Below are 22639 nucleotides of genomic sequence, written 5' to 3'. Positions count from 1 at the left end.
GACGAGGCGAGCCGGACATCCCAGGTGTAAGCAGGAGATATGCGCGTCCGGCACAGTGCCATCGGTTTCACCTCTTCGTGGCGCCCGGCCCACGGACTGCTCATCGTGCCGCTCGCGATCATCGCGACGACCGCGCTGATCGACATCAACACCCCGGAGACGATCCACCTCGGTCCGTTGCTCATCGCGGCGCCCGCGCTCACCGCCGCGTTCGCCGGCCCCGGACTGACGGCGGCCGTCGGGGCGCTGGCCGTCGTGGCGCAGATCGTCATCGCCGCGCTGCACGGCGGCATCACCACACCGAACCACCTGGCGCAGATCGCCGCCGTCCTCGTGATCTCCGCTTTCCTCGTGGTGTTCCGCCGGCTGCTCGACCGGTACGAGCGGCAACTGGGCCGGGTGCGCTCGGTGGCCGTCGTCGCGCAGCAGGGCCTGCTGCGCCCGCTGCCCCGCCGCATCGGGCCGCTCACCATCGCGTCCGTGTACATCGCGGCCGAGGCGGGGGCCCAGATCGGCGGCGACCTGTACGCGGTGGTACCCGCCCCGGGCGTGACCCGCATGGTGGTCGGCGATGTCCGGGGCAGCGGTCTCCCGGCCTTCGGGCACGCTGCGGTGGTGCTGGGGGCGTTCCGTGGGTCGGCGTACCGGAACCTCTCGCTGCCCGGCGTCGTGTCACACATCGCCAACGCCTCGTACTGGAACATGGCGCAGCTCGCCGAGGCCGAACCGGACTGCAACGAGTCATTCGTGACCGCGCTGGTGGTCGACGTCCGCGACGACGATCACAGCGTCCAGCTGGTGAACTGCGGGCATCCCCCGCCGATGCTCCTGCGGGCCGGGCGCGTACGGACACTGGATGTCGATGACCCCGCGCTCCCGCTGGGGATCGGTGCCCCCTCGGAGAGCGAGTACCAGGTCGAGACGTTCGACTTCGGACCCGGCGACCTCCTGCTCCTCTACACCGACGGAGTCGTCGAGGCACGCGACCGCAGGGGCACCTTCTACCCGCTCGCCGACCGGCTCGGCGCCTGGACGGGGACCGGCCCCGAATCCCTCGTACGCCACCTGCACGACGACCTGTTGCGCCACGTCGGCGGGCGCCTGGGCGACGACGCCGTCATGATCGCGGTCACGAAGGAGTCCGGCGACGTCAGGGGAGCCGCAGCGAGTAGGTGATCCGCTCCAGGTGGTAGTAGTCGGCGACACAGAGGGCCGGCCAGATCCTTCGCCCGTGCTTGCGGAACGGTTCCACCATTCCGGCGACCGAAAGGGGCGTGTACGGGAGAACCCGGTCGCCGGCCGCCGCCCGGGCCCGCAGCCACTGGTCCTGGTGGTCCCACTTCACGGCCCGGACGCGCATGTCCGCTTCGAGCCGCCACAGCGGGACGGCAAGTGCGAGGCACACGGCGACGCACACCGCCGCACCGGCCGCCTGCACCGCGCCGGTGTGACGTGTCCGCTGTCCCAGAGCAAGTCCCAGCAGCACACCGGCGCCGACGAGTACCGCGACGTACAGCAGGAGGTAGTCGTTCCAGATCCGCGTGGAGGTTGTCACGCTTTCCCTGAAGACGGGATACGCGACGAGCGTGCAGAGGTATCCGGAGAGGAGAAACGCAAGAACGGCCACGCAGGCCATCCGCCACCGGCGCACCGGCAGTACCACGCGCCGTCCGGCCGGCCCCCTGATAAGGAGCCCCAGCAGGACCCCGGCCGCGACCGCGCCCAGATACGCCCACGTCGTGAGGAGCGTTCCCAGAATGTGCCCGAAGCCGCGCAGGGACCCGAGGAGCGAGTCGGGCGCGAGGAAGGACACCCCGTCCGTGCCGAATCGCCCCCGACGGATCCGGGCACCCGGCGACGTGTAGAGCACGAGCGCCCCGATCCCGGTCCCCGCCATCCCCGTCAGGCACCAGCCTCGTGCACGGCGACGGCGTTGCCCGGCCAGGACCAGCAGAACCGCCGACAGGACGACGAGCACGACGACGGACGTCTCCTCCGAGAGCGTCCCGATGCAGAGACCGGCCACGAACACCACGACCAGCGCGCAGCGCCGCCCCCGGCGGGACCGGGCCCGGAGCAGCGGCAAGGCCGCGGCACAGGCGAGCACCGGCGCCATGGTGTGCGAGACGGAAGCTGCGGGCCAGTAGAACGTCTTGTACGTATTGGGCGTCGCGAACAGAAAGACGGCCGTCACGATCGACGCCACGAGCAACGGGACTCCTCGCGGCGCCGCGAGACCGGCCCTGCGCAGCGCCGATACGGTCACCGCCCACAGGATCCCCAGCATGACGCCACCGCTGACCAGCCCGAACCACTGGTGCCCCGCGACACCGAACCTCGCGTACGCCCAGACCAGTACGGCATTCGCGATCCGGCCGTTGTCCCCGAGATAGAACTTGCCGACCATCCCGGAGAGGCCTTCGTCGCGCACGACGGGCAGGAAACACCACTCGTCGCCCCCGGGCCGGACCCACCTCCCGAACCACGCCGCCGAACCGAGGAGCCCGAGCGGCAGAAGACAGAGCGCGGCCGGCCAGCGACCGGTCCGCGGCCGTACGGCTTCCGTGATCTCAGCCCCACCGGAGACCGGCCGTTTCCTCTCGCGTGACTGCAGCCCGGTCGGAGCCGGGCCGGCGGCCGTCATCGCGAATCCCGTGCCGTGGTCATTACCGCCATTTGATACAGCGAGGCGGCCTGCCCGGGCCCCGTACACGCCGTTCGGGGCCGGCTCCATGCGAATGGCGCACGGTCCGCCGCGGTGGCCGCGGACCTGTCCCACTCGCACGCGTGCGTGGTGAAGCCGGCTCCGGGCGACGCGGGCCTGACGCCCGGAGTCCGCTACTCGATGACGAGCTCGACCGGGATGTTGCCGCGGGTCGCGTTGGAATAGGGGCAGACCTGGTGGGCCTGCTCGACCAGCTTGCGGCCGGTGGCCTCGTCGACGGTCGCGGGCAGCTCCACGCGCAGCGTGACCGCGAGACCGAAGCCCTCACCCTGCTTGCCGATGCCGACCTCACCGGTCACGGCGGCGTCGCTGACGTCGATCTTGGCCTGACGGCCGACGAGTCCCAGGGCGCTGGCGAAGCAGGCGGCGTAACCGGCCGCGAACAGCTGCTCAGGGTTCGTGCCCTGGCCGCTGCCGCCCATCTCCACCGGGATGGCCAGCTGCAGATCCAGCTTGCCGTCGGAGGTGACGGCGCGGCCCTCACGACCGTGGGTGGCGGTGGCGACGGCGGTGTAGAGCGGTTCCATGGAAACCATTCCTCTCGAAACTCATGTTCCGGCGGCGCTGTCCGGCCGCTTCCACATAAGAGAAGCACACAACTGAGTTGTGCGCAATTCAATGCCCTGCGGGGCTATGCTGGATCCATGACCTCCACGCCCAGCCCGAGCCGCGAAGCCCCGTCCGAGGCCGACTACCTCCGCCTCGACCAGCAGATCTGCTTCTCCTTGAACGCCGCGTCGCGCGCCTTCGGCAGCGTGTACCGCGTGCTCCTCAAGGACCTCGGACTGACCTATCCCCAGTACCTGGTGATGCTGGCGCTCTGGGAGCACGGCGAGCTGCCGGTGAAGAAGCTGGGGGAGTACCTGCGGCTCGACTCCGGCACGCTGTCGCCATTGCTGAAGCGCCTGGAGGCGGCGGGCCTGGTACGGCGCGAGCGCAGCACCCAGGACGAACGCTCGGTGCACATCCACCTCACGGACGAGGGCACGGCGCTGCGCGAGCGGGCGCCGGCCGTGCCGCGCCGGATCGCTGCGGCGACCGGCTTCGACCTTGACGAGATCACCGATCTGCAGGCCCGCCTCAACCGACTCACGGCAGCGCTCAACGCGGCGGCACTGGAGGAGAACCTGAGCCGCGCCGAGGGGGAGTCCGACACGTAGCGTCATTTGCTGCTGTGGGTCTCTTTCTGCCCGACGGTGTGGGACGAGCCCGGCCACGGTCGGACACCGGTGCCGGCGGCCCGGGCCTCAGAGCAGGTCTTCGATGGTGATGGGCAGCTTGAGGACGCGGCGTCCGGTGGCGTGACGGATCGCGTTGGCGATCGCTGCGGCCGCGCCGACCTGTCCGACCTCCCCGACGCCCTTGACGCCGAGGGGGTTGACGATCTTGTCCTCCACCTCGACGAGCTCGATCTCGACCTCGGGGGCGTCGGCGTTGACCGGGAGGAGGTAGTCGCCCAGGCTGGAGGCGACCCACCGGCCACGGGCCGGGTCCATGTAGTTCGCTTCGAGGAGGGCCTGGCCCAGTCCCCAGAGCATCCCGCCCATGAGCTGGCTGCGAGCTGTCTTGGGATTGAGCACCCGGCCGGGGGCGAAGGCGCCGACCATCCGCCGGACCCGGGCGAGCGCGAGGTCGGGGTCGACGGCAACCTCCGCGAACTGGGCGCCGAAGGTCATCATCCCGTAGTTGTCGGTCTGGGGCCCGGGAGACCAGGCGCCGGAGGCTTCGACGTCGGGGAGGAAGTTGCGGTGGAGCAGATCTCCGTAGCTCTCCCCGGTCTCCGGCCGGTCGTGCAGCATCATGCGACCGTCCTGCACGGTCACGGCGCCGGGATCGGCACCGTGCAGCGGTGACTGGGTATCGGCGACGGCCTGGGCCACGAGCTGGTTCCGCAGGTTGGTGGCCGCGGTGTGGACCGCCGCGCTGATCATGCCGGATCCCGAGGATCCGACCGCGGCCGCGATGGTGGGCAGCGTGGTGTCACCGCCCTCGAAGCGGCAGCGCTCCATCGGGATGCCGAGGGCGTCGGCGGCGACTTGGGTCATCACCGTGGCGACCCCGGTGCCGAAGTCGGGCGTGGCGGCCTGCACCACGGCCGTGCCGTCCGAGTAGAGACGGGCGCGGGCGCGCTGCGGGTTGTTCGGCCCGTAGACGGGATAGCCGGCGCTGGCCATGCCGTAGCCGATGAGCAGGTGGCCGTCACGGTGCGAGCGGGGCTCGGGGTTGCGCCGCTCCCAGCCGAAGCGCTCGGCCCCGCGCCGGTAGCACTCCTGAAGACCGCTGCTCGACCAGGGGTTGCCGGTGTTGGGGTCCGTCTCGGTGCAGTTGCGCAGGCGTAGTTCGATGGGATCGATACCCAGTTGGCCGGCGAGGTCGTCCATCGTGCTCTCCAGCGCGAACATGCCAGAAGCCTCGCCGGGGGCCCGCATGAAGGTGGGCGTCATGGTGTTGGCGCGGATCAGCCGGTACACGCCTTCGTAGTTCGGGCAGGCGTAGATCCGGGAGGCGACTCCGAGGGAGGGTTCGGCCCAGTCGTCGAAGTGCGAGGTGGGCGAGAGCTTGTGGTGGCGCAGCGCGGTGATGCGTCCCTCCTTGGTAGCGCCCAAGGTGATGTGCTGCTCCTGCTCCTCACGGTGACCGACCGAGGTGAACATCTGCTCCCGGGTCAAGTTGAGCTTGACCGGGCGCCCGACGTGGCGGGCGGCGAGTGCGGCCAGGGCGGGATGCGCCCAGATCATGGCCTTGCAACCGAAGCTGCCGCCGACGTAATGGGAGATGACGCGGACGTTCGAGGGCGTCAGGCCGAGCAGTGCGGCGACGGTGAGCTGGGTGGCGGCCACACCCTGCGTGGCGTCGTAGAGGGTGAGCCGGTCACCGTCCCAGGCCGCGGTGGTGGCCGAGGGTTCGAGGGGGTTGTGGTTGTTCGCGGCGTAGGTGAAGGTGGCGTCGATGCGCACATCGGCCTGGGCCAGCCCGGCCTCCATGTCGCCGCGCTGGTTCCGGCCCGGGATGAAGCCCGCGAAGATCGCCTCGGGCTCGTAGACCTCCTCGCGTGCCTGGTCCAGCGTCGTGACCGACGGCGTCTCCTCGTAGCCGATGCGGAGCAGCGCGCCCGCGTGCTGCGCCCGCTCCATGGTGTCGGCGACCACGACGGCAACGGGTTGGCCCGTGTAGTGCACGACGTCGTCCTGCAGCGGGAAGAAGGTCTGTCCGGGGGCAGGCATGCCCGCGAGCGAGGGAAGCAGTGGCGGCAGCGTGGCGACCCCGGGCAGGTTCTCATGGGTGAGGATCGCGAGCACGCCCCTGGCTTCCAGCGCCTCGGAGCTGTCGATGTTCGTGATCCGCCCACTGGGCACCCGGGCCCCGACCACGACGGCATAGGCCATGTTGTCGAGGAGGAAGTCCGCCGAGTAGCGCGCACCGCCGGTGACCTTGTGACGGCCGTCGACCCGATTGACGGGCTGTCCGATCGCGACAGGCGTGCTCATGACGGACTCCCCGTGCCGGTGAGGGTCTCCAGGACGCGGATCACGGTCCGCCGGGCCAGCTCGACCTTGAACTCATTGAGCGGCGTGGTGCGGGCCGCGGCGAACTCCTCGCGGGCCGCCCGTTCGAACGTCTCCCGCCGGGCCGGCGCCCCGCGCAGCAGCTCCTCCGTACGGCGGGCCCGCCAGGGCTTGGTGCCCACGCCGCCGAGGGCCAGTCGCACGTCGCCGATGACCCCGTCCGCAGCGGTCACCGCGGCCGCCACGGAGGTCAGGGCGAACTCGTACGACTCGCGGTCACGGACCTTCAGGTACATGGAGCTACGGGCCGTGGCCAGGCCCGGCACCTCGATCCCCACGACCAGCTCGCCGTGTTCGAGCGGGTGCTCCAGATGCGGAGTCGCGTCCGGCAGCAGGAAAAAGTCGTCGATCGGGTAGACCCGACGGCCGCGGGGTCCCTCGGTGTGGATACGGGCGTCCAGCGCCATCAGCGGTACGGCCACGTCCGACGGATGGGTGGCGATGCAGTGATCGCTGACACCGAGGACGGCATGACCGCGGTTGAAGCCGTCCAGGGCGCTGCAACCGCTCCCCGGATCACGCTTGTTGCACGGCGACATCGCGTCGCGGAAGTAGCCGCAGCGCACCCGCTGCATCATGTTGCCCCCCATGCTGGCCATGTGGCGCAGCTGCGCGGAGGCACCCAGGACCAGCGCCTGGGCCACCATGGGAAACCGCTCGCGCACCATGGGGGCATCGGCCACGTCGCTCATGCGCGCCAGCGCGCCGATGTACAGGCCGCCGTCGGGCCGCTCCTCGATCTGGGTGAGGGGCAGATCGTTGATGTCCACGAGCCGGCGCGGCAGCATGACGTTCTGGCGCAGCAGATCCACTTCGGTCGTCCCGCCGGCCAGGAAGTCGCTGGTGGGGTCCGCGGCGACGGTGGCGACGGCGTCGGCGACGGCACCGGCGCGGGAGTAGCTGATGGGCCGCACGGGGATCTCCCTAGGCTTGGTCGCGGACTGCACGAACGGCGGCTCGAATGTTCGGGTACGCAGCGCAACGGCAGATGTTCCCGCTCATCCACTCGCGGATCTCGGCATCGTCGGAAGCGTGGTCCTCCCTGAGCAGAGCCACCGCGGACATGATCTGGCCGGGCGTGCAGAAGCCGCACTGGAAGGCGTCCTGCTCGATGAACGCGCTCTGCATGGCGTCGAGTTCGTCACCCTTCGCCAAGCCCTCGATGGTCGTCACCTCGTGCCCCTCGCAGGCGATCGCCAGCGTCAGACAGGCCAGCACACGGCGCCCGTCGACCCACACCGTGCATGCGCCGCAGGTGCCCTGGTCGCACCCCTTCTTCGCACCCGTCATGTGCAGGCGTTCACGCAGCGCGTCCAGAAGGCTGACCCGCGGCTCGATGTCCATCGCGTGCTCGGCGTCATTGATCGACAGCGTGACCCTCACCGGGCCGGGACCGCGTTCGGGCAGGACGGGGGCCTCGGCAACCCGGGACGGGATATGCGGTGCAGCCACTGGCGGACCTCCTCGGTTTCCCGATTCATCCTGTTTCATTACAAACCGGGCTGCCACTCGGGTGCCCCGTCGGCAGGGACCCGAAGGATCGGTCCGAGAGTCGTCGAGGGGAGGTCATCAGTCGGCCGACGGCCCAGGGATGGTGCCGCACGTTGCTGGGCCGGGCAATGAGTAGGTTCGCCTTATGTCTGCTGAGTTCGTGATGTCGAGTTCTTCGGTAAATGCCGGGATTGGTATTGCGACGCGCTTTCTGGACCTCGCCGGGGTCTTCTCGTGCGCGCTCCTGGGTGGCGCTGTGGCCCGTACGGCCGGCTTGGAGCTGTTCGGGTTCTTGGTGGTCGGCATCGTCTCCGGCCTGGGCGGAGGCATCATGCGGGACGTGCTGCTGCAGCACGGCACCCCGGTCGCCCTGACGGACTACGCCGCGGCGAAGTCCAGCCGGCCCGTCCCGCCAGGCGCGAGCGGGGCGGGCCGTCGACAGCGTCTTCCGTGAGGGTGGAGACACCGACGACGGCCCACAGACGGCCCACGAGGAAGAAAAGACGTCCTGACCTGCGGCTGAATCAGATGTCGCGGAAGATCTCGATCTGTGCGCCCACAGTGTTGAGGCGCTCCGCCAGTTCCTCGTAACCGCGGTTGATCACGTACACGTTGCGCAGTACGGAGGTCCCCTCGGCCGCCATCATCGCGAGCAGCACCACCACGGCGGGTCGCAGCGCAGGCGGGCATATCATCTCGGCCGCGCGCCAGCGGGTCGGGCCCTCCACCAGGACCCGGTGCGGGTCGAGGAGCTGCAGTCGGCCGCCCAGTCGGTTGAGGTCCGTCAGATAGATGGCGCGGTTGTCGTAGACCCAGTCGTGTATGAGGGTCTTGCCGTGCGCCGAGGCGGCGATGGCCGCGAAGAACGGCACGTTGTCGATGTTGAGACCGGGGAACGGCATCGGGTGGATCTTGTCGATCGGAGCTTCCAGCTTGGAGGGCCGGACCGTCAGATCGACCAGCCGGGTACGGCCGTTGTCCGCCGCGTACTCCGCTGTGCGGTCGCAGTCGACGCCCATCTCCTCCAGTACCGCGAGCTCGATCTCCAGGAACTCGATCGGCACCCGGCGGATCGTCAGCTCGGACTCCGTCACCACGGCGGCGGCGAGCAGACTCATCGCCTCGACCGGGTCCTCGGAGGGGGAGTAGTCGACATCCATGTCTATGTTCGCCACGCCGTGCACGGTCAGCGTCGTCGTGCCGATGCCGTCGATCCGTATGCCCAGCGCCTCCAGGAAGAAGCACAGGTCCTGGACCATGTAGTTGGACGACGCGTTACGGATGACGGTCGTGCCGTCGTGACGGGCGGCCGCCAGCAGCGCGTTCTCCGTCACCGTGTCGCCGCGCTCGGTCAGCACGATGGGGCGTTCAGGGGTGACCGAGTGGTCGATCTGGGCGTGGTAGAGGCCCTCGGTCGCCGCTATCTCCAGGCCGAACCGGCGCAGCGCGATCATGTGCGGCTCGATGGTCCGGGTGCCGAGGTCGCAGCCGCCCGCGTACGGCAGCGTGAACTGGTCCATGCGGTGCAGCAGCGGGCCGAGGAACATGATGATGGACCGGGTGCGGCGGGCGGCGTCCGCGTCGATGGCCTCCATGTCGAGCCGGGCCGGCGGGACGATCTCCAGGTCGGTCCCGTCGTTGATCCACCGGGTCCGCACGCCTATGGAGTTGAGGACTTCGAGGAGACGGTAGACCTCCTCGATGCGGGCGACGCGGCGCAGGACCGTACGTCCCTTGTTGAGCAGCGAGCCGCAGAGCAGTGCCACGCAGGCGTTCTTGCTGGTCTTGACGTCGATCGAGCCGGAGAGCCGACGTCCGCCGACCACCCGCAGATGCATCGGTCCGGCATAGCCGAGCGAGACGATCTCACTGTCGAGTGCTTCACCGATGCGGGCAATCATCTCAAGGCTGATGTTCTGATTGCCGCGCTCGATGCGGTTGACGGCGCTCTGGCTGGTGCCGAGCGCTTCGGCGAGTTGGCTCTGCGTCCAGCCCCGGTGCTGACGGGCGTCACGTATGAGCTTGCCGATGCGTGCGAGGTAGTCGTCTGACATGGCGCCAGGTTATCTCAGATATGAGATGAGGGCTCCGTGGGGCTGTGGTGTTCGGGTGACGGATGGGACGACACGGCGACGTGGGGCTGATGCGGGGACTGAGTGATAGGGGCTGCGGGGTGCGGTGACGCGGCGGGAGGCGCCCGACACGCGTGCGCCGCCCCTCCCATCGTCCGCGCGGTGCGGCAGTCAGGCACGCCGGGCGCGTCCATGCGGGTGTTCCGGTGTCCGGGGGCCTTCGTCAAGCGGTGGAGCCTCTGCGCGGCGCGCTGCCATGTACGCGTGCGGGCCGGCGCTCGTGACCGAAGTCGAGACCGCCATCTGGTCGCGGAATTCACCGAAAGCGGTGCGCCTCGCTTTCCGTGTACGGAGAAGCGAGAAACGCCCGTGAACACGCAACGCCACCGACGTAAAGCACTGTCCCGTGTCGGCAACACTGTGATGTCCGGTCGTCCGCCACGTGCAATGCAAGGTCTCACTCCGGAAGAGCGGGCGCCGATCAGTAGCCGACCAGGAGTGATTGAAATTGGAAAAGTCGGAATTCCTTACCGGTGTGAACGCCGCCATCGGTAAAAGTGTGATGAAGAAACTGCCGGAGGTCACCCTGGCCTTCTGGATCATGAAGATCGCCGCGACGACGCTCGGCGAGACGGCCGGCGACCTGTTCGCCCAGACCCTGGGGCTCGGCTACTTCCTCACCACGGTCGCACTGTTCCTGGTCTTCGTCGTCACGCTGGTCGTACAACTGCGGTCCACGCGCTACAACCCCTTCTTCTACTGGACCGTCATCCTGTCCACCAGCATGGCGGGCACCACGACGTCCGACTTCATGAACCGTGACGCCAGCGCCAAGTACCTTTCAGGCGGTTCCGGGTCGCTGGGCTGGGGGCCGCAGGGCCTGGGGCTGGGATACCCCGCGGGGGCCGCGATCCTGGTCACGCTTCTGATCGCCGTCTTCGCCGTCTGGAAATTCACCGGGCTGACGTTCTCCATCCGCGACATCGTCACTTTCCGTGCGGAGGCTCTTTTCTGGTCGGCGATTCTCGTGTCCAACACGCTCGGTACTTCCATGGGCGATTTCCTGTCCGACAGTTCGGGACTCGGCTACGCGGGTGGCGCACTGCTCGTCACCGGGCTGCTCGCGGGACTCGTCGCACTCATGTGGGTGCCTGTCGTGCCGAACGTCCTGCTGTTCTGGATCGCGTTCGTGCTCACTCGCCCCCTCGGCGCCACCGTCGGCGACTTCCTCACCAAGCCTGCCGCCAAGGGGGGCCTCGACCTCGGCACGGCGGGCTCGTCGGTCGCGCTCCTCGCGCTTCTCGTCGGCCTCGTGGGCTATGCCCAGGTGCGGGAGCGGAGGGGCGCCGTGCCGCGCAGCGAGGTCCTGGCCGAGAATTCCTGAGTGTCATAGGGGCGGGCGTGGGTGACGGGGGAGGTTCCGGTCGCTCCGGCATCGACATACGAAGGCCGAGCGGCCGGGCCTGCGGGGGAGGCGCCGCGATGGCATGAGACGGACGGTGCTGCACAGGCAGCCGGGCATGACCCTTCGGCGGCGATGTACTAGAGTTATCTCGACATCGAGATATCTGCCGAAGGCGCACCGCAGCTGCCGACGGTAAGGGTTACCTAACTAAGCCTTACCTTAGCGGATGGTCGAGAAGCCGTAGGCGGCACCACGCGGCGCCCGCCGTAATGAGGCGCGCCGCGGTGGTACGCGCACATTGATGAAGGAGACTGTCGTGTCGGCGAACAGCTTCGACGCCCGCAGCACGCTGCGCGTGGGCGACGAGTCGTACGAGATCTTCAGGCTGGACAAGGTCGAGGGCTCCGCGCGCCTCCCTTACAGCCTGAAGGTGCTGCTGGAGAACCTGCTCCGCACCGAGGACGGCGCGAACATCACCGCCGACCACATCCGGGCGCTGGGTGGCTGGGACTCCCAGGCCCAGCCCAGCCAGGAGATCCAGTTCACGCCGGCCCGCGTGATCATGCAGGACTTCACGGGCGTTCCGTGTGTCGTGGACCTCGCCACCATGCGTGAGGCCGTGAAGGAGCTCGGCGGCGACCCGGCGAAGATCAACCCCCTCGCGCCGGCCGAGCTGGTCATCGACCACTCCGTCATCGCGGACAAGTTCGGCACCAACGACGCGTTCGCGCAGAACGTCGAGCTGGAGTACGGCCGCAACAAGGAGCGCTACCAGTTCCTGCGCTGGGGCCAGACCGCCTTCGACGAGTTCAAGGTCGTCCCCCCGGGCACCGGCATCGTCCACCAGGTCAACATCGAGCACCTGGCCCGTACGGTCATGGTCCGTAACGGCCAGGCGTACCCCGACACCCTCGTCGGCACCGACTCGCACACCACCATGGTCAACGGCCTCGGCGTGCTGGGCTGGGGCGTCGGTGGCATCGAGGCCGAGGCCGCGATGCTCGGCCAGCCGGTCTCCATGCTCATCCCGCGCGTCGTCGGCTTCAAGCTGACCGGCGAGCTGAAGCCCGGTACCACCGCCACCGACCTCGTGCTGACCATCACGGAGATGCTCCGCAAGCACGGCGTCGTCGGCAAGTTCGTCGAGTTCTACGGTGAGGGCGTCGCCGCCACCTCCCTCGCGAACCGCGCCACCATCGGCAACATGTCGCCGGAGTTCGGCTCCACCGCCGCGATCTTCCCGATCGACGACGAAACGCTGAAGTACCTGCGTCTGACCGGCCGCGACGAGCAGCAGGTCGCGCTCGTCGAGGCGTACGCCAAGGAGCAGGGCCTCTGGCTGGACCCGGCCGCCGAGCCGGACTTCTCCGAGAAGCTGGAGCTCGACCTCTCCACGGTCGTCCCCTCCATCGCCGGCCCGAAGCGTCCGCAGGACCGCATCGTCCTGGCCGACGCCAAGGAGCAGTTCGCTCAGGACGTCCGCAACTACGTCTCCGAGGACGAGGAGTCGGGCAAGGAGTCCTTCCCGGCTTCCGACGCCCCGGCCTCCGCCAACGGTGTGCCGTCGCGTCCGACCACGGTCACGGCCCCCGACGGGACGACGTACGAGATCGACCACGGCGCCGTCACCGTCGCCGCGATCACCTCCTGCACCAACACCTCGAACCCGTACGTCATGGTCGCCGCGGCGCTCGTGGCCAAGAAGGCGGTCGAGAAGGGCCTGACCCGCAAGCCGTGGGTCAAGACCACCCTCGCCCCGGGCTCCAAGGTCGTCACCGACTACTTCGACAAGGCGGGCCTGACCCCGTACCTCGACAAGGTCGGCTTCAACCTCGTCGGCTACGGCTGCACCACCTGCATCGGCAACTCCGGCCCGCTGCCGGAGGAGGTCTCCAAGGCGGTCAACGAGCACGACCTGGCCGTGACCTCGGTGCTCTCCGGCAACCGTAACTTCGAGGGCCGGATCAACCCCGACGTCAAGATGAACTACCTGGCGTCCCCGCCGCTGGTCGTCGCGTACGCCATCGCCGGTTCGATGAAGGTCGACATCACCAAGGACGCCCTGGGCATCGACCAGGACGGCAAGCCGGTCTACCTCGCGGACATCTGGCCCTCCGAGGCCGAGGTCAACGACGTCGTCGCCAACTCCATCGGCGAGGACATGTTCAACAAGTCCTACCAGGACGTCTTCGCAGGTGACGCCCAGTGGCAGGCGCTGCCGATCCCGACCGGCAACACCTTCGAGTGGGACCCGCAGTCCACCTACGTGCGGAAGCCCCCGTACTTCGAGGGCATGACGATGGAGACGACCCCGGTCGCCGACATCACCGGCGCGCGTGTGCTCGCCAAGCTGGGCGACTCGGTCACCACCGACCACATCTCCCCGGCCGGTGCGATCAAGTTCGACACCCCGGCCGGCAAGTACCTGACGGAGCACGGCGTCGAGCGCCGCGACTTCAACTCGTACGGCTCGCGCCGCGGCAACCACGAGGTCATGATTCGCGGCACCTTCGCGAACATCCGCCTGCGCAACCAGATCGCCCCGGGCACCGAGGGTGGCTTCACCCGCGACTTCACCCAGGCCGACGCGCCGGTGTCGTTCATCTACGACGCCTCGCAGAACTACCAGGCCGCCGGCACCCCGCTGGTCATCCTGGCGGGCAAGGAGTACGGCTCCGGCTCGTCCCGCGACTGGGCCGCCAAGGGCACCGCGCTCCTCGGCGTCAAGGCCGTCATCGCCGAGTCGTACGAGCGCATCCACCGCTCGAACCTCATCGGCATGGGCGTCCTCCCGCTCCAGTTCCCGGAGGGCGCGACCGCCGAGGCCCTCGGACTCACCGGCGAGGAGACCTTCTCCTTCACCGGCGTGACCGAGCTGAACAACGGCACGACGCCTCGCACGGTGAAGGTCTCCACCGACACCGGCGTGGAGTTCGACGCGGTCGTCCGCATCGACACCCCCGGTGAGGCGGACTACTACCGCAACGGCGGCATCATGCAGTACGTGCTCCGCAGCCTGATCCGCAAGTAGGCAGTCCAGTACGTCGCGAAGGGCCGCACCCCCGCCGGGGGTGCGGCCCTTCGGCGTGTCAGCGGTGACCGGAGGCTCGGGGCAGGGCTCAGGAGTTGGCGCGGATCAGGTCCAGCAGCCCCGGAAAGCGTTTGTCCAGGTCATCCTTGCGCAGGGTCGCCGCGCGGCTGTTGCCCCGGTTCACCTGCCGCACCAGACCCGCTTCGCGCAGGATCCTGAAATGGTGCGTGGTGGTCGATTTGGAGACCGGCAGGTTGAAGGACGCACAGGTACGGGCCGTGCCCTCCGGTTCGTGGAGCAGGGCCACGACGACCCCCCACCGCAGGGGATCGGAGATCGCGTTCAGGACCGTGCGCAGGTCCATTTCCTCCGGTTCCGGATGACCTTCCTCGTCTGGCATCGCTGCTCTCCTTTCCTGAACTCGTCCGTGAATGGTTCCCATCCTAGGTACGGGTTGCTTCCAACCTCAGGGATGTGCGAACTTAAGGTACGACGAAAACCGTACCTGGTCGACAACGGCCGGGCCGAGCCTGGAGTTTGTCCTATGAGTACGCAGACCGCGTCGTCCGCCGCACCAGCCGCACCGGCGGCGGAGGAGAAGCCCGGCCGCACCCTCACCCTGATCGCTGTACTGCTTGCCGTGTTCGTCGTCCCCATGTCGATCTCCGGGACCGCCGTCGCGCTGCCCGACATCGGCGCCTCCACGCACGCCGAGCTCGCCCCGCTCCAATGGGTGGTCAACGCCTTCAACGTGGCCTTCGCCTGCTTCACGCTCGTCTGGGGCTCGGTCGCCGACATCATCGGGCGGGTCAAGGCATTCGCCGCGGGCGCAGCGATCTACGCCGCCGCCTCGCTCGCCAGCGCGTTCGCCACCGACGTGCTGTGGCTGGACGCCGCCCGCGCCCTCGCCGGAATCGGTGGCGCGGCCATCTTCTCCTGCGGCGCCGCGATCGTCTCCACCATCTTCGAAGGGCCCGCCCGGGCCAAGGCGTTCGCGTACTTCGGCACCGTCGCGGGCGTCGGTGTGGCCCTCGGCCCGTCCCTGTCCGGCGCGCTCGTCCAGACCCTCGGCTGGCGCTGGGTGTTCGCCGTGCACGCCATCGCCCTCGTGGTCGTGCTGATCGCCGTGCCCGCCATCTCCAAGGTGATGCCGGTCACCGGCTCCACCGGGGCCCGTATCGACTTCGCGGGCAGCGCCCTCTTCGTCGTCGCCATGGTGCTGCTGACCACCGCCATCGTGCAGGGCTCGCAGTGGGGCTGGGGCAGTGCCGGTGTCGTCGCCCTGTTCGCCGGCGCGATCTTCGTCCTGGCCGTCTTCGCGTTCGTCGAGAACCGGCGCGAGCACCCCATGCTCGACCTCAGCGTGCTGCGCAACCGCCGGTTCGTCGGCCTCTGCCTGGTCCCCGTCGCCGGCTCCATCGGCTTCGTCACCATGCTGACCTACCTGCCCAGCTACCTCACCGCCGTCACCGGACGCGACACCGGGGCCGCGGGTCTGATCATGGTCCTGCTCACCGCGCCCGTTCTGGTCTGCCCGATGCTCGCCGCCAAGCTCGTCACCCGCGGCGTGTCCGCCCTCACCCTGATCTACGTCAGCCTCGCCTGCCTGATCGTCGGCGACGTCGCCCTGACCCTCTTCTCCCCGGACATCGCCATCGCCGTCGTGGCCCTGCCGATGATCGTCACCGGCGCCGGCATGGGGCTGGCCGCCGGGCTCGTCGACGGCCAGGCTCTCGAACAGGTCGACCCGGCCAAGGCCGGGATGGCCGCGGGCTTCCTCAACACCCTGCGGCTCGGCAGCGAGGCCATTGCCGTCGCGGTGTACGGCTCGGCGCTCGCCACCGTCCTCGGCTCGAACATCACCGACGGCATCGGCACGCACGCCGGAGCCGGTCACGCCGCCCAGGTGGCAAGCCAGGCGGCAGGCGGCGATCTCGCCCGCGCCGCCGCGGTGTCCGGCGCCACCGACCGGCAGGGGTTCCTCGACTTCCTGACCCAGGCCTACGACTCCGCCTTCCACACCGTGCTCTGGGGGCTCGCGGTGGCCTGCCTCGTCCTGTGCGCCGTCGTCTTCGCTCTGCTGCGCGGCGGCGGCCACCGGCAACAGCAGGCCGCGTGACCGGCCCCACCCCCTGAACGGCCCGGCACCCGCGAGCCCCCGCACGGGTGCCGGGTTTCGCGCGTACGTACGTCCCGCCACCTCACCCGAGGACCGTGTCCCATGACCGAGCAGCATCGCCCCGAGGAACGAACCGACCGCGACATCCCGGTCCTGATCGCCGGAGGAGGGCCGGTAGGCATGCTCCTCGCGGCCGAACTCGCCCGCTACGGCGTACAGGTGACCGTCCTGGAGGCGAACCACGCCATCGTCGACCAGCCCAAGGCCGGCACACTGCATGCCCGCACCGTCCAACAGCTGGCCCGCCGGGGCCACTTGGGCACCCGCACCGCGCACCCCGATCAGCTGGCACGGCCCGTCGCGGACCACTTCCACTTCGCCGGCATGTCCGGACTGACCATCTCCGCGCCCGGTACCGAGGCAGGCCCCATCGTCGGCCGTTCCCAGGCCGACCTGGAGCGGGACTTCGAGGCCGACGCCCGCGAACACGGCGCCACCGTGCTGCGCGGCCACCGCGTCATCGATGTCCGCCAGGGCCCCGAAACCGTCGAGGTCACCGCTGAAGGTCCGCACGGGATACGGGAGTTCACCGCCGGCTATCTCGTCGGGGCCGACGGTGCGCGCAGCACCGTGCGCCGACGGGCCGGCTTCCGTGCCACGACGCACCCCGCGACCGTCTCCGCCCTGCTCGGTCTCGTGCGCCTCACCGAACCTGCCGCTGTGCCGCCGGGCTGGAACCGCACGCCGCGCGGCTGGACCGTCGCGGGCGTCAATCCGTACGGATACAGCCGGTTCATCACCATCGATTTCCGCGGACCGAACCCCGACCGGCACACCGAACTCACCCTCGACGAGCTGCGCCGCGAGGGCTCCCGCATCCTCGGTCACGATGTCCCGATGGCCGACCCGCTGTTCTTCTCCCGGTTCAGTGACTACGCCCGACTGGTCAGCGACTACCGCGAGGGCCGCGTCCTCCTGGCCGGTGACGCCGCGCACGTGCATTTCCCCGTCGGCGGGCAGGGACTCAACCTCGGTCTCCAGGATGCCGTCAACCTCGCCTGGAAGCTGGCCCATGTGCTCGCCGGCACCGCGGGAAAGGACCTGCTCGACACCTACGACGCAGAACGGCGCCCCGCCGGGCAGCGGGTCATCGACAACACCCGTGCGCAGCTCGCCCTGATGCGGCCCGACCTCGGACTCGACCCGCTGCGCGATCTGTTCACCGAACTGCTCGGGCTGGAGCAGGTCAACCAGCACCTCGGCTCGATGATCAGCGCTCAGGACACCGTCTGTCCGCCACGCACCGGTGGCGGATCGGGCTGGGAGGGGCAGTTCCTGCCGAACCTGCCGCTGACGGTGGCCGACGGCACGACCACCGATGTCACCGGACTCCTTACCGAGGGCCGCCCGCTGCTCCTCCTGATCGCCGACACCGCCGCCCCGCACGCCGAACAGGCCGCCGGCTGGGCCCATGCGGTCCGTACGGTCACCGCCGCCCCGCCCCGGCCGCTGCCCTGGGACGCCGTACTCCTGCGCCCCGACGGATACATCGCATGGGCGTCGGACGGCGGAGCGCTCGACGGGACGCTGCGGCAGTGGTTCGGCGAACCGCGCTGACGCACGCCGCAGGGGCAGGCCCGGAATTCCGTGCCCGCCCCTGCGCCTTTCGCCCGCTACCAGCGGACCGGCAACGATGTCGGCCGCCGCAGCACCGTGCCGTGGTCCCACGGGACCTCGGCCGGGTCGGTGTCCAGCGTCAGCCCGGGGAACTCCCGAGCCAACCGTGTCAGTACGCTCACGATCTCCATCCGGGCCAGCGCGGCCCCCATGCAGTGGTGCATTCCGTAGCCGAACTGGAGGTGCCGCTTGCCCGGCTCCCGGTCCGGTTCGACGGTCAGCGGGTCGGTGAAGATCTCCGGGTCCCGGTTGGCCGCGAAGGCGTCCGGATAGACCACCTCACCGGCCAGGATCGTGCCCTCGGTGATCTCCACGTCCCGTCCGGCGATCCGCGGGAAGGCGGAGATCGTGCCGAGCGGGATCACTCGGATCAGCTCCTCGGCCAGGCGCGGCGCGATCTCCGGCTCGGCGGCGAGGCGCTGCCACAGAGCGGGCGCCGACAGCAGGACGTACAGCGACTTGGTGAGGACCGAGACGATGTTCTGGTCGGCGCCGAGCAGTGAACCGAAGAAGATCCCGGTCAACTCAGCGTCACTCAGCTGCGGTTCGGCCCGGTCGCGTTGTGCCCGGAAGCGGTCGATGAGACCGCCGGTCACGACCGGTCGTACGCCCTTCACCAGCTCGTCGACGTATCCGTACACCCGGTAGAAGTGCTGGACCAGATCCGGTACGTCGTCGTGCGAAGCGATCTGAACGATCCGGGACGACGGGCGGAAGTAGTCGATGTCCTCCACCGGTATGCCGAGGAAGTCGCAATTCACGGTCACCGGCACCCGGTCGATCAGGTCCCGGAACAGATCGGGTGCGTCGGACGACCGCAGACGGGCGACAGCCTCGCCGAGCACCCGGTCGAGCACCGGGCGCAGCCGCTCGGTCGCTGTGGAGCTGTAGTCGGCCGAGACGAACCCACGGATGCGGGCATGGTGCGGCGCGTCGAGATTGAGCAGTAGTTCCTTCGGCATCGTCGTGGGCAGGAAGCTCGGGCCGTCGTCCACATTCGTCGCGGTACGCCCGAAGCTCGGGTCGGTGAGGACCTTGAGTACGTCGGCGTACCGGGTCAGGTGCAAGGCCCGGTGACCGCTGGGAAGTTCGATCAGGGGGACACCGCCGGCACTGCGTTCCTCGAGCGGGGTGAAGGGCGGCGTCGGATCGAGCCCGGGGATGTCGGCGACGGTGACGGTCGCGGACGCGGTGGGGATGGTCATGCGTGCTCCGTGAAGTGCATCGAAAGTGTGGGGGATGCGGGTCAGACGAGTGCCGGCAGGCCGGTGAGACCCGCCAGATCCCGTGTCGCCTGGGCGTTGTTGCGGAAGTGCACGGCCCGCCAGCCGGTACGCCGGGCGGACTCGCAGTTCACCGCGAGGTCGTCGATCAGCACACAGTCGGCCGCCAATAGCCCCGCTTCCTTCTCCGCGCGGCGGAAGATCTCCGGATCGGGCTTGCGCACACCGACCCTGCAGGAGTCGACGATGCAGTCGACCTCGCCGACGGGCTCGACGACGGCCCGCCAGTACGGCTCCCACTCGACGACATTGTTGGAGAGGATGCCGATGCGGTAGCCGTGGTCCTTGGCGTGCAGGGCGGTCGCGACCATGACGGAGTTGGCGCGCACCCCCTCGAACCACTGCTCGCCGAAGCGGTCGAAGCGGGCTCGCGAGAGATCGATGCCGGGGTCGGCCGTCTCCAGCGCGGCGGCCAGGGCCCGGCCCCATTCGGGTTCGGACAGCATGGCCAGCTCGATGGGAGCCAGCGGATCGTCCACGCCCAGTCCGGCCGCGACGGTACCGATGGCGGTCTTGAGCCGGCGGGGCGTGATGCCCGTACGGGCGTGGTAGTGGTCGAAGAGGTCGTCGAGCGGTGGCGAGAGCACTCCGCCGAAGTCGAACCAGATCATGGGCAGGGACACTGCTGTCTCCTCGGTGTGCGGTCGGGTGCGGGACTGGGCGTTTCCAGGAAAGGTCCTAGGCGACAGCAGTGGAGAAACGATTCAGCAGAGCGTCCGGAATGGGGCTGGTCCGGGTGAGGTGGACGCGCGCACGCGCGATCGTCCCGGTCTCCTGCTGCATGGTGATCTCGAACGCCACGGTGTCGGCGGCGGGCGGCTCGACAACCCGGGCCAGGCAGTCGGTCGGCAGCTCGAACTCGCCGAAGCGCGTGAAGTCCGTTTCTACCCGGGTGAGCAGCAGGCTCCGCGGCGAGAGTCCGAACAGCTCGTGCGCCGCGTGTACGGCGGTCTGCCGGTACGCCTCGAAGATGAGGGCACCCGGGATGTGGTCCAGCGGGTGGTCGAACAGCGCCGGGTTGGCCTGGTCCACGATCACGTGCGCCCGCAGCTCGCAGTCGTTCACCACGGCTTCGGACAGGACGACGTTCTGCGGCGTCGAACGCCCCACGGTGACCGGGGTGATCCGGCGCCCGGTGTGGTGCGAGCGGACCGGGGAGAGGGCGAGTGCGGCGCGCCCCTTCTCGCGCAGGCGCTGCCAGGCGGCCGGCGGCATCCACTGCGTGACGGTACGCATGGTCGCGGCCTCGCGCCCGTCGATCGTCAGCACCAGGTCGAGGCTGGAGCCGGTCACCACGGACTCGCGGTGCTTCAGGGCGGCCTGCGTGGCGTGGATCTCCACGCGGCCGGGCAGTCCGCCGATCCGCAGCGCCTGCGGGTCCGTGACGGCCATGTCGCCGTTGTTGAAGCTGAACTTGCTGTCGATCGGCGCGTCGAGGAAGTGATGGGCGACGTAGATGGACGCCTGGCGGAACACCTCGACCAGCAGCAGTGGGTCGTAGCTCGCAGGGGCCGTGATGTGGTCGCTGTAATAGCTGTGCACGCGCGGGAGCTGAGCGGCTATCAGGTACTCGCCGTCGGAGAGGCGGGCCGAGTCGGTGAGGAACACCTCGCAGATCGCGGCCCGGTGGACCAGGGACCGGGCCACGGTCCGGGTGTAGGAGAGTTCGGTGTTCAGGGTTGCGGGCATGACGATTTTCCCCCTTATTGCGGTACGTACCTCGTCAAGAGGTACGGCCAGAACCGTACCTTCTGCTGAAGGGGGTTGACCGTGGCGTAGGACACTTTGGTCGTGATCAGCTCGTTAAGTTCTGATGACGAGTAAGACCGGAGATCCGCCCCGGGCGTTCCGGTGTGCCCCTGAGGCTCTGTATTTCAGCAGGTCACGGTAGTGGTCCCCACTTCACGGTGGTGCCTTGCGGGCCGTCCGTCGCCAGCCGCCGACGCGGCTGAGTGCCCTGGGTGCCTGCCGTGCACAGCCGAGTTGGCCGGGCCGGACGCAGGCTCGGGCCGAACGGCGGCCCACTTCACGCCACTTCGACCGCAAGGGGACGTTTCCGGTTGCTGCCGCCGGCCGTGCGGGACGCGACGGCGCGAGCCGGGGTGATGAAGCCGCTGAGTGGCCTCACCGGCCGGTGAACGGGCCGCCGCCGACGACCGGACCGTCTCCGCAGGGCGAGATGAAGTAGAAGCCGTGCAGGGGGGTTTGTCCCGTACTCCCCTCCGCTCGCTGCCAGTTGAACCGGATGGTGTCGGCGTGGTCGGGGCGGGAGCCGGGCCGATGCCGATGCCGTTACCGATGCCGTTGAGGACGAGCCGCCGGGACGAGCCGCCCGACGCGTCCTGTGCCACCACGGCGAACAGTGCGCCCAGGCCGAGTGGCCGGAGCGGTTCGCCGGGGGGCGGTGACCACCGTCCGGGCCACTCCACCGGTCGCGGCGCGGGCGACGATGCGGCCGGACGGTCCACACGGATCGGGCCGAGGACCAGTCCGGCCTTCAGGGCGTCGAAGCCGACTGCGCTGCGCCGGGACAGAAAACACGCCCGGGTGCGGATCCGTCGGATCCGCACCCGGGCGTGGCGGGGCAGGGGGCCAGGAGGCCAGGGCTCGCCCGCGGACGGACCCTGGCCCCCGGCGGGCTCAGCGGACGCCGAGCAGGTGTTCCATGGCGAGCTGGTCGAGGGCTTCGAAGGCCATCGAGCGTTCGGCGGCGGCCGTGACGTCGAACTCCTCGAACGCGGTGGTGTCGGCGAGGAGGCTCTTGAGGCCGTCCTCGGCGGTGGGCTGTGCGAGTTCGTGGAGGCGGGAGGCGGTCAGTGCTTCCTGGACGGCCGGGTCGGCGCGGAACGCGAGGGCGCGCTCCTTGAGGATCAGGTAGTTGCGCATGCAGTTCTTCGCGGACTCCCAGACGCCGTCGATGCCGTCGGTGCGTACCGGCTTGAAGTCGAAGTGGCGCGGGCCCTCGTAGTCGGAGGTCTCCAGGAGGTCGACGAGCCAGAACGCCTGGCGCAGGTCGCCGGCGCCGAAGCGGAAGTCCTGGTCGTACTTGATGCCGGACTGGCCGTTGAGGTCGATGTGGTAGAGCTTACCGGCCCACAGGGCCTGCGCGATGCCGTGCGGGAAGTTCAGCCCGGCCATCTGCTCGTGGCCGACCTCGGGGTTCACGCCGTACAGTTCGGGGCGCTCCAGGCGCTCGATGAACGCGAGGGCGTGGCCGACGGTGGGCAGGAGGATGTCGCCGCGGGGCTCGTTCGGCTTCGGCTCGATCGC

The 22639-nt window shown here is 69.3% G+C and carries 17 protein-coding genes and 1 pseudogene; 7 read left to right on the top strand and 11 right to left on the bottom strand.

Going from position 1 to position 22639, the window contains the following annotated elements:
- Positions 1-39: 39 nt before the first annotated feature.
- Positions 40-1176, top strand: coding sequence for a PP2C family protein-serine/threonine phosphatase (locus tag ACFYP5_RS24975; protein WP_389039938.1), 1137 nt, complete (start codon positions 40-42; stop codon positions 1174-1176).
- Here the strand turns inward: ACFYP5_RS24975 and ACFYP5_RS24970 are convergent.
- Both ACFYP5_RS24970 and ACFYP5_RS24965 read right to left on the bottom strand, forming a co-directional pair.
- On the bottom strand, positions 1151-2431 hold the full coding sequence (locus ACFYP5_RS24970) for a DUF6056 family protein (protein WP_389039936.1): 1281 nt from the start codon (positions 2429-2431) through the stop codon (positions 1151-1153). The genes ACFYP5_RS24975 and ACFYP5_RS24970 overlap by 26 nt on opposite strands.
- 407 nt (positions 2432-2838) lie before the next feature.
- Entirely contained in the window at positions 2839-3252 is a 414-nt protein-coding gene (locus ACFYP5_RS24965; RefSeq protein WP_389039933.1) for an organic hydroperoxide resistance protein, read from the bottom strand.
- A 117-nt stretch (positions 3253-3369) separates the two neighbouring features.
- Between ACFYP5_RS24965 and ACFYP5_RS24960 the strand changes: the two genes are divergently transcribed.
- Complete coding sequence (locus ACFYP5_RS24960) at positions 3370-3885, top strand: MarR family winged helix-turn-helix transcriptional regulator (RefSeq protein WP_389039930.1); 516 nt, start codon at positions 3370-3372, stop codon at positions 3883-3885.
- A gap of 87 nt (positions 3886-3972) precedes the next feature.
- Here the strand turns inward: ACFYP5_RS24960 and ACFYP5_RS24955 are convergent, their stop codons facing one another.
- From ACFYP5_RS24955 to ACFYP5_RS24945, 3 genes are read right to left on the bottom strand one after another with little or no spacing between them, the layout of a single operon-like run.
- Positions 3973-6213: a xanthine dehydrogenase family protein molybdopterin-binding subunit gene (locus tag ACFYP5_RS24955; protein ID WP_389039927.1), complete on the bottom strand. Its 2241-nt coding sequence runs from the start codon at positions 6211-6213 to the stop codon at positions 3973-3975.
- The gene (locus tag ACFYP5_RS24950; RefSeq protein WP_389039924.1) at positions 6210-7205 is read right to left on the bottom strand and encodes an FAD binding domain-containing protein; all 996 of its coding nucleotides are present in this window, start codon (positions 7203-7205) and stop codon (positions 6210-6212) included. The genes ACFYP5_RS24955 and ACFYP5_RS24950 overlap by 4 nt, the downstream gene beginning before the upstream one ends.
- Before the next feature lie 10 nt (positions 7206-7215).
- Complete coding sequence (locus tag ACFYP5_RS24945) at positions 7216-7743, bottom strand: (2Fe-2S)-binding protein (protein WP_389039922.1); 528 nt, start codon at positions 7741-7743, stop codon at positions 7216-7218.
- Between the two features lie 184 nt (positions 7744-7927).
- On the opposite strand from ACFYP5_RS24945, the gene ACFYP5_RS24940 reads away from it, so the two are divergent.
- Positions 7928-8236: a trimeric intracellular cation channel family protein gene (locus tag ACFYP5_RS24940; RefSeq protein WP_389039920.1), complete on the top strand. Its 309-nt coding sequence runs from the start codon at positions 7928-7930 to the stop codon at positions 8234-8236.
- Positions 8237-8306: 70 nt separating this feature from the next.
- On the opposite strand, the gene ACFYP5_RS24935 is transcribed toward ACFYP5_RS24940, so the two are convergent.
- Entirely contained in the window at positions 8307-9836 is a 1530-nt protein-coding gene (locus ACFYP5_RS24935) for a helix-turn-helix domain-containing protein (RefSeq protein WP_389039917.1), read from the bottom strand.
- 580 nt (positions 9837-10416) lie between these two features.
- On the opposite strand from ACFYP5_RS24935, the gene ACFYP5_RS24930 reads away from it, so the two are divergent.
- The gene (locus tag ACFYP5_RS24930) at positions 10417-11238 is read left to right on the top strand and encodes a hypothetical protein (protein WP_389039914.1); all 822 of its coding nucleotides are present in this window, start codon (positions 10417-10419) and stop codon (positions 11236-11238) included.
- 337 nt (positions 11239-11575) lie between these two features.
- Positions 11576-14290: an aconitate hydratase AcnA gene (acnA, locus tag ACFYP5_RS24925; RefSeq protein WP_389039912.1), complete on the top strand. Its 2715-nt coding sequence runs from the start codon at positions 11576-11578 to the stop codon at positions 14288-14290.
- An 88-nt stretch (positions 14291-14378) separates the two neighbouring features.
- On the opposite strand, the gene ACFYP5_RS24920 is transcribed toward acnA, so the two are convergent.
- Complete coding sequence (locus tag ACFYP5_RS24920; RefSeq protein WP_389039909.1) at positions 14379-14690, bottom strand: ArsR/SmtB family transcription factor; 312 nt, start codon at positions 14688-14690, stop codon at positions 14379-14381.
- 144 nt (positions 14691-14834) lie between these two features.
- Between ACFYP5_RS24920 and ACFYP5_RS24915 the strand changes: the two genes are divergently transcribed.
- Together ACFYP5_RS24915 and ACFYP5_RS24910 are read left to right on the top strand one after the other, a co-directional pair.
- Positions 14835-16409, top strand: a complete 1575-nt coding sequence (locus ACFYP5_RS24915; protein WP_389039906.1) for an MFS transporter — start codon at positions 14835-14837, stop codon at positions 16407-16409.
- A 102-nt stretch (positions 16410-16511) separates the two neighbouring features.
- The gene (locus tag ACFYP5_RS24910) at positions 16512-18026 is read left to right on the top strand and encodes an FAD-dependent monooxygenase (RefSeq protein WP_389039904.1); all 1515 of its coding nucleotides are present in this window, start codon (positions 16512-16514) and stop codon (positions 18024-18026) included.
- 56 nt (positions 18027-18082) lie between these two features.
- On the opposite strand, the gene ACFYP5_RS24905 is transcribed toward ACFYP5_RS24910, so the two are convergent.
- The 4 genes and pseudogenes from ACFYP5_RS24905 to ACFYP5_RS24890 all read right to left on the bottom strand — a co-directional run.
- Positions 18083-19291, bottom strand: coding sequence for a cytochrome P450 (locus ACFYP5_RS24905; protein ID WP_389039901.1), 1209 nt, complete (start codon positions 19289-19291; stop codon positions 18083-18085).
- 41 nt (positions 19292-19332) lie between these two features.
- Positions 19333-19992 carry an HAD family hydrolase gene (locus ACFYP5_RS24900; RefSeq protein WP_389039899.1) on the bottom strand — a complete coding sequence of 220 codons (660 nt, stop codon included), beginning with the start codon at positions 19990-19992 and terminating at the stop codon, positions 19333-19335.
- A gap of 55 nt (positions 19993-20047) precedes the next feature.
- Complete coding sequence (locus ACFYP5_RS24895; protein WP_389039896.1) at positions 20048-21058, bottom strand: ScbA/BarX family gamma-butyrolactone biosynthesis protein; 1011 nt, start codon at positions 21056-21058, stop codon at positions 20048-20050.
- 951 nt (positions 21059-22009) lie between these two features.
- A pseudogene (locus ACFYP5_RS24890) lies at positions 22010-22639 on the bottom strand (xylose isomerase); the annotation flags it as partial.

This window comes from Streptomyces sp. NPDC005262, assembly GCF_042872425.1.
Taxonomy (GTDB): domain Bacteria; phylum Actinomycetota; class Actinomycetes; order Streptomycetales; family Streptomycetaceae; genus Streptomyces.
Note: the sequence above shows the minus strand (reverse complement) of the source record. Positions and strands in the feature narration are given on the sequence as shown.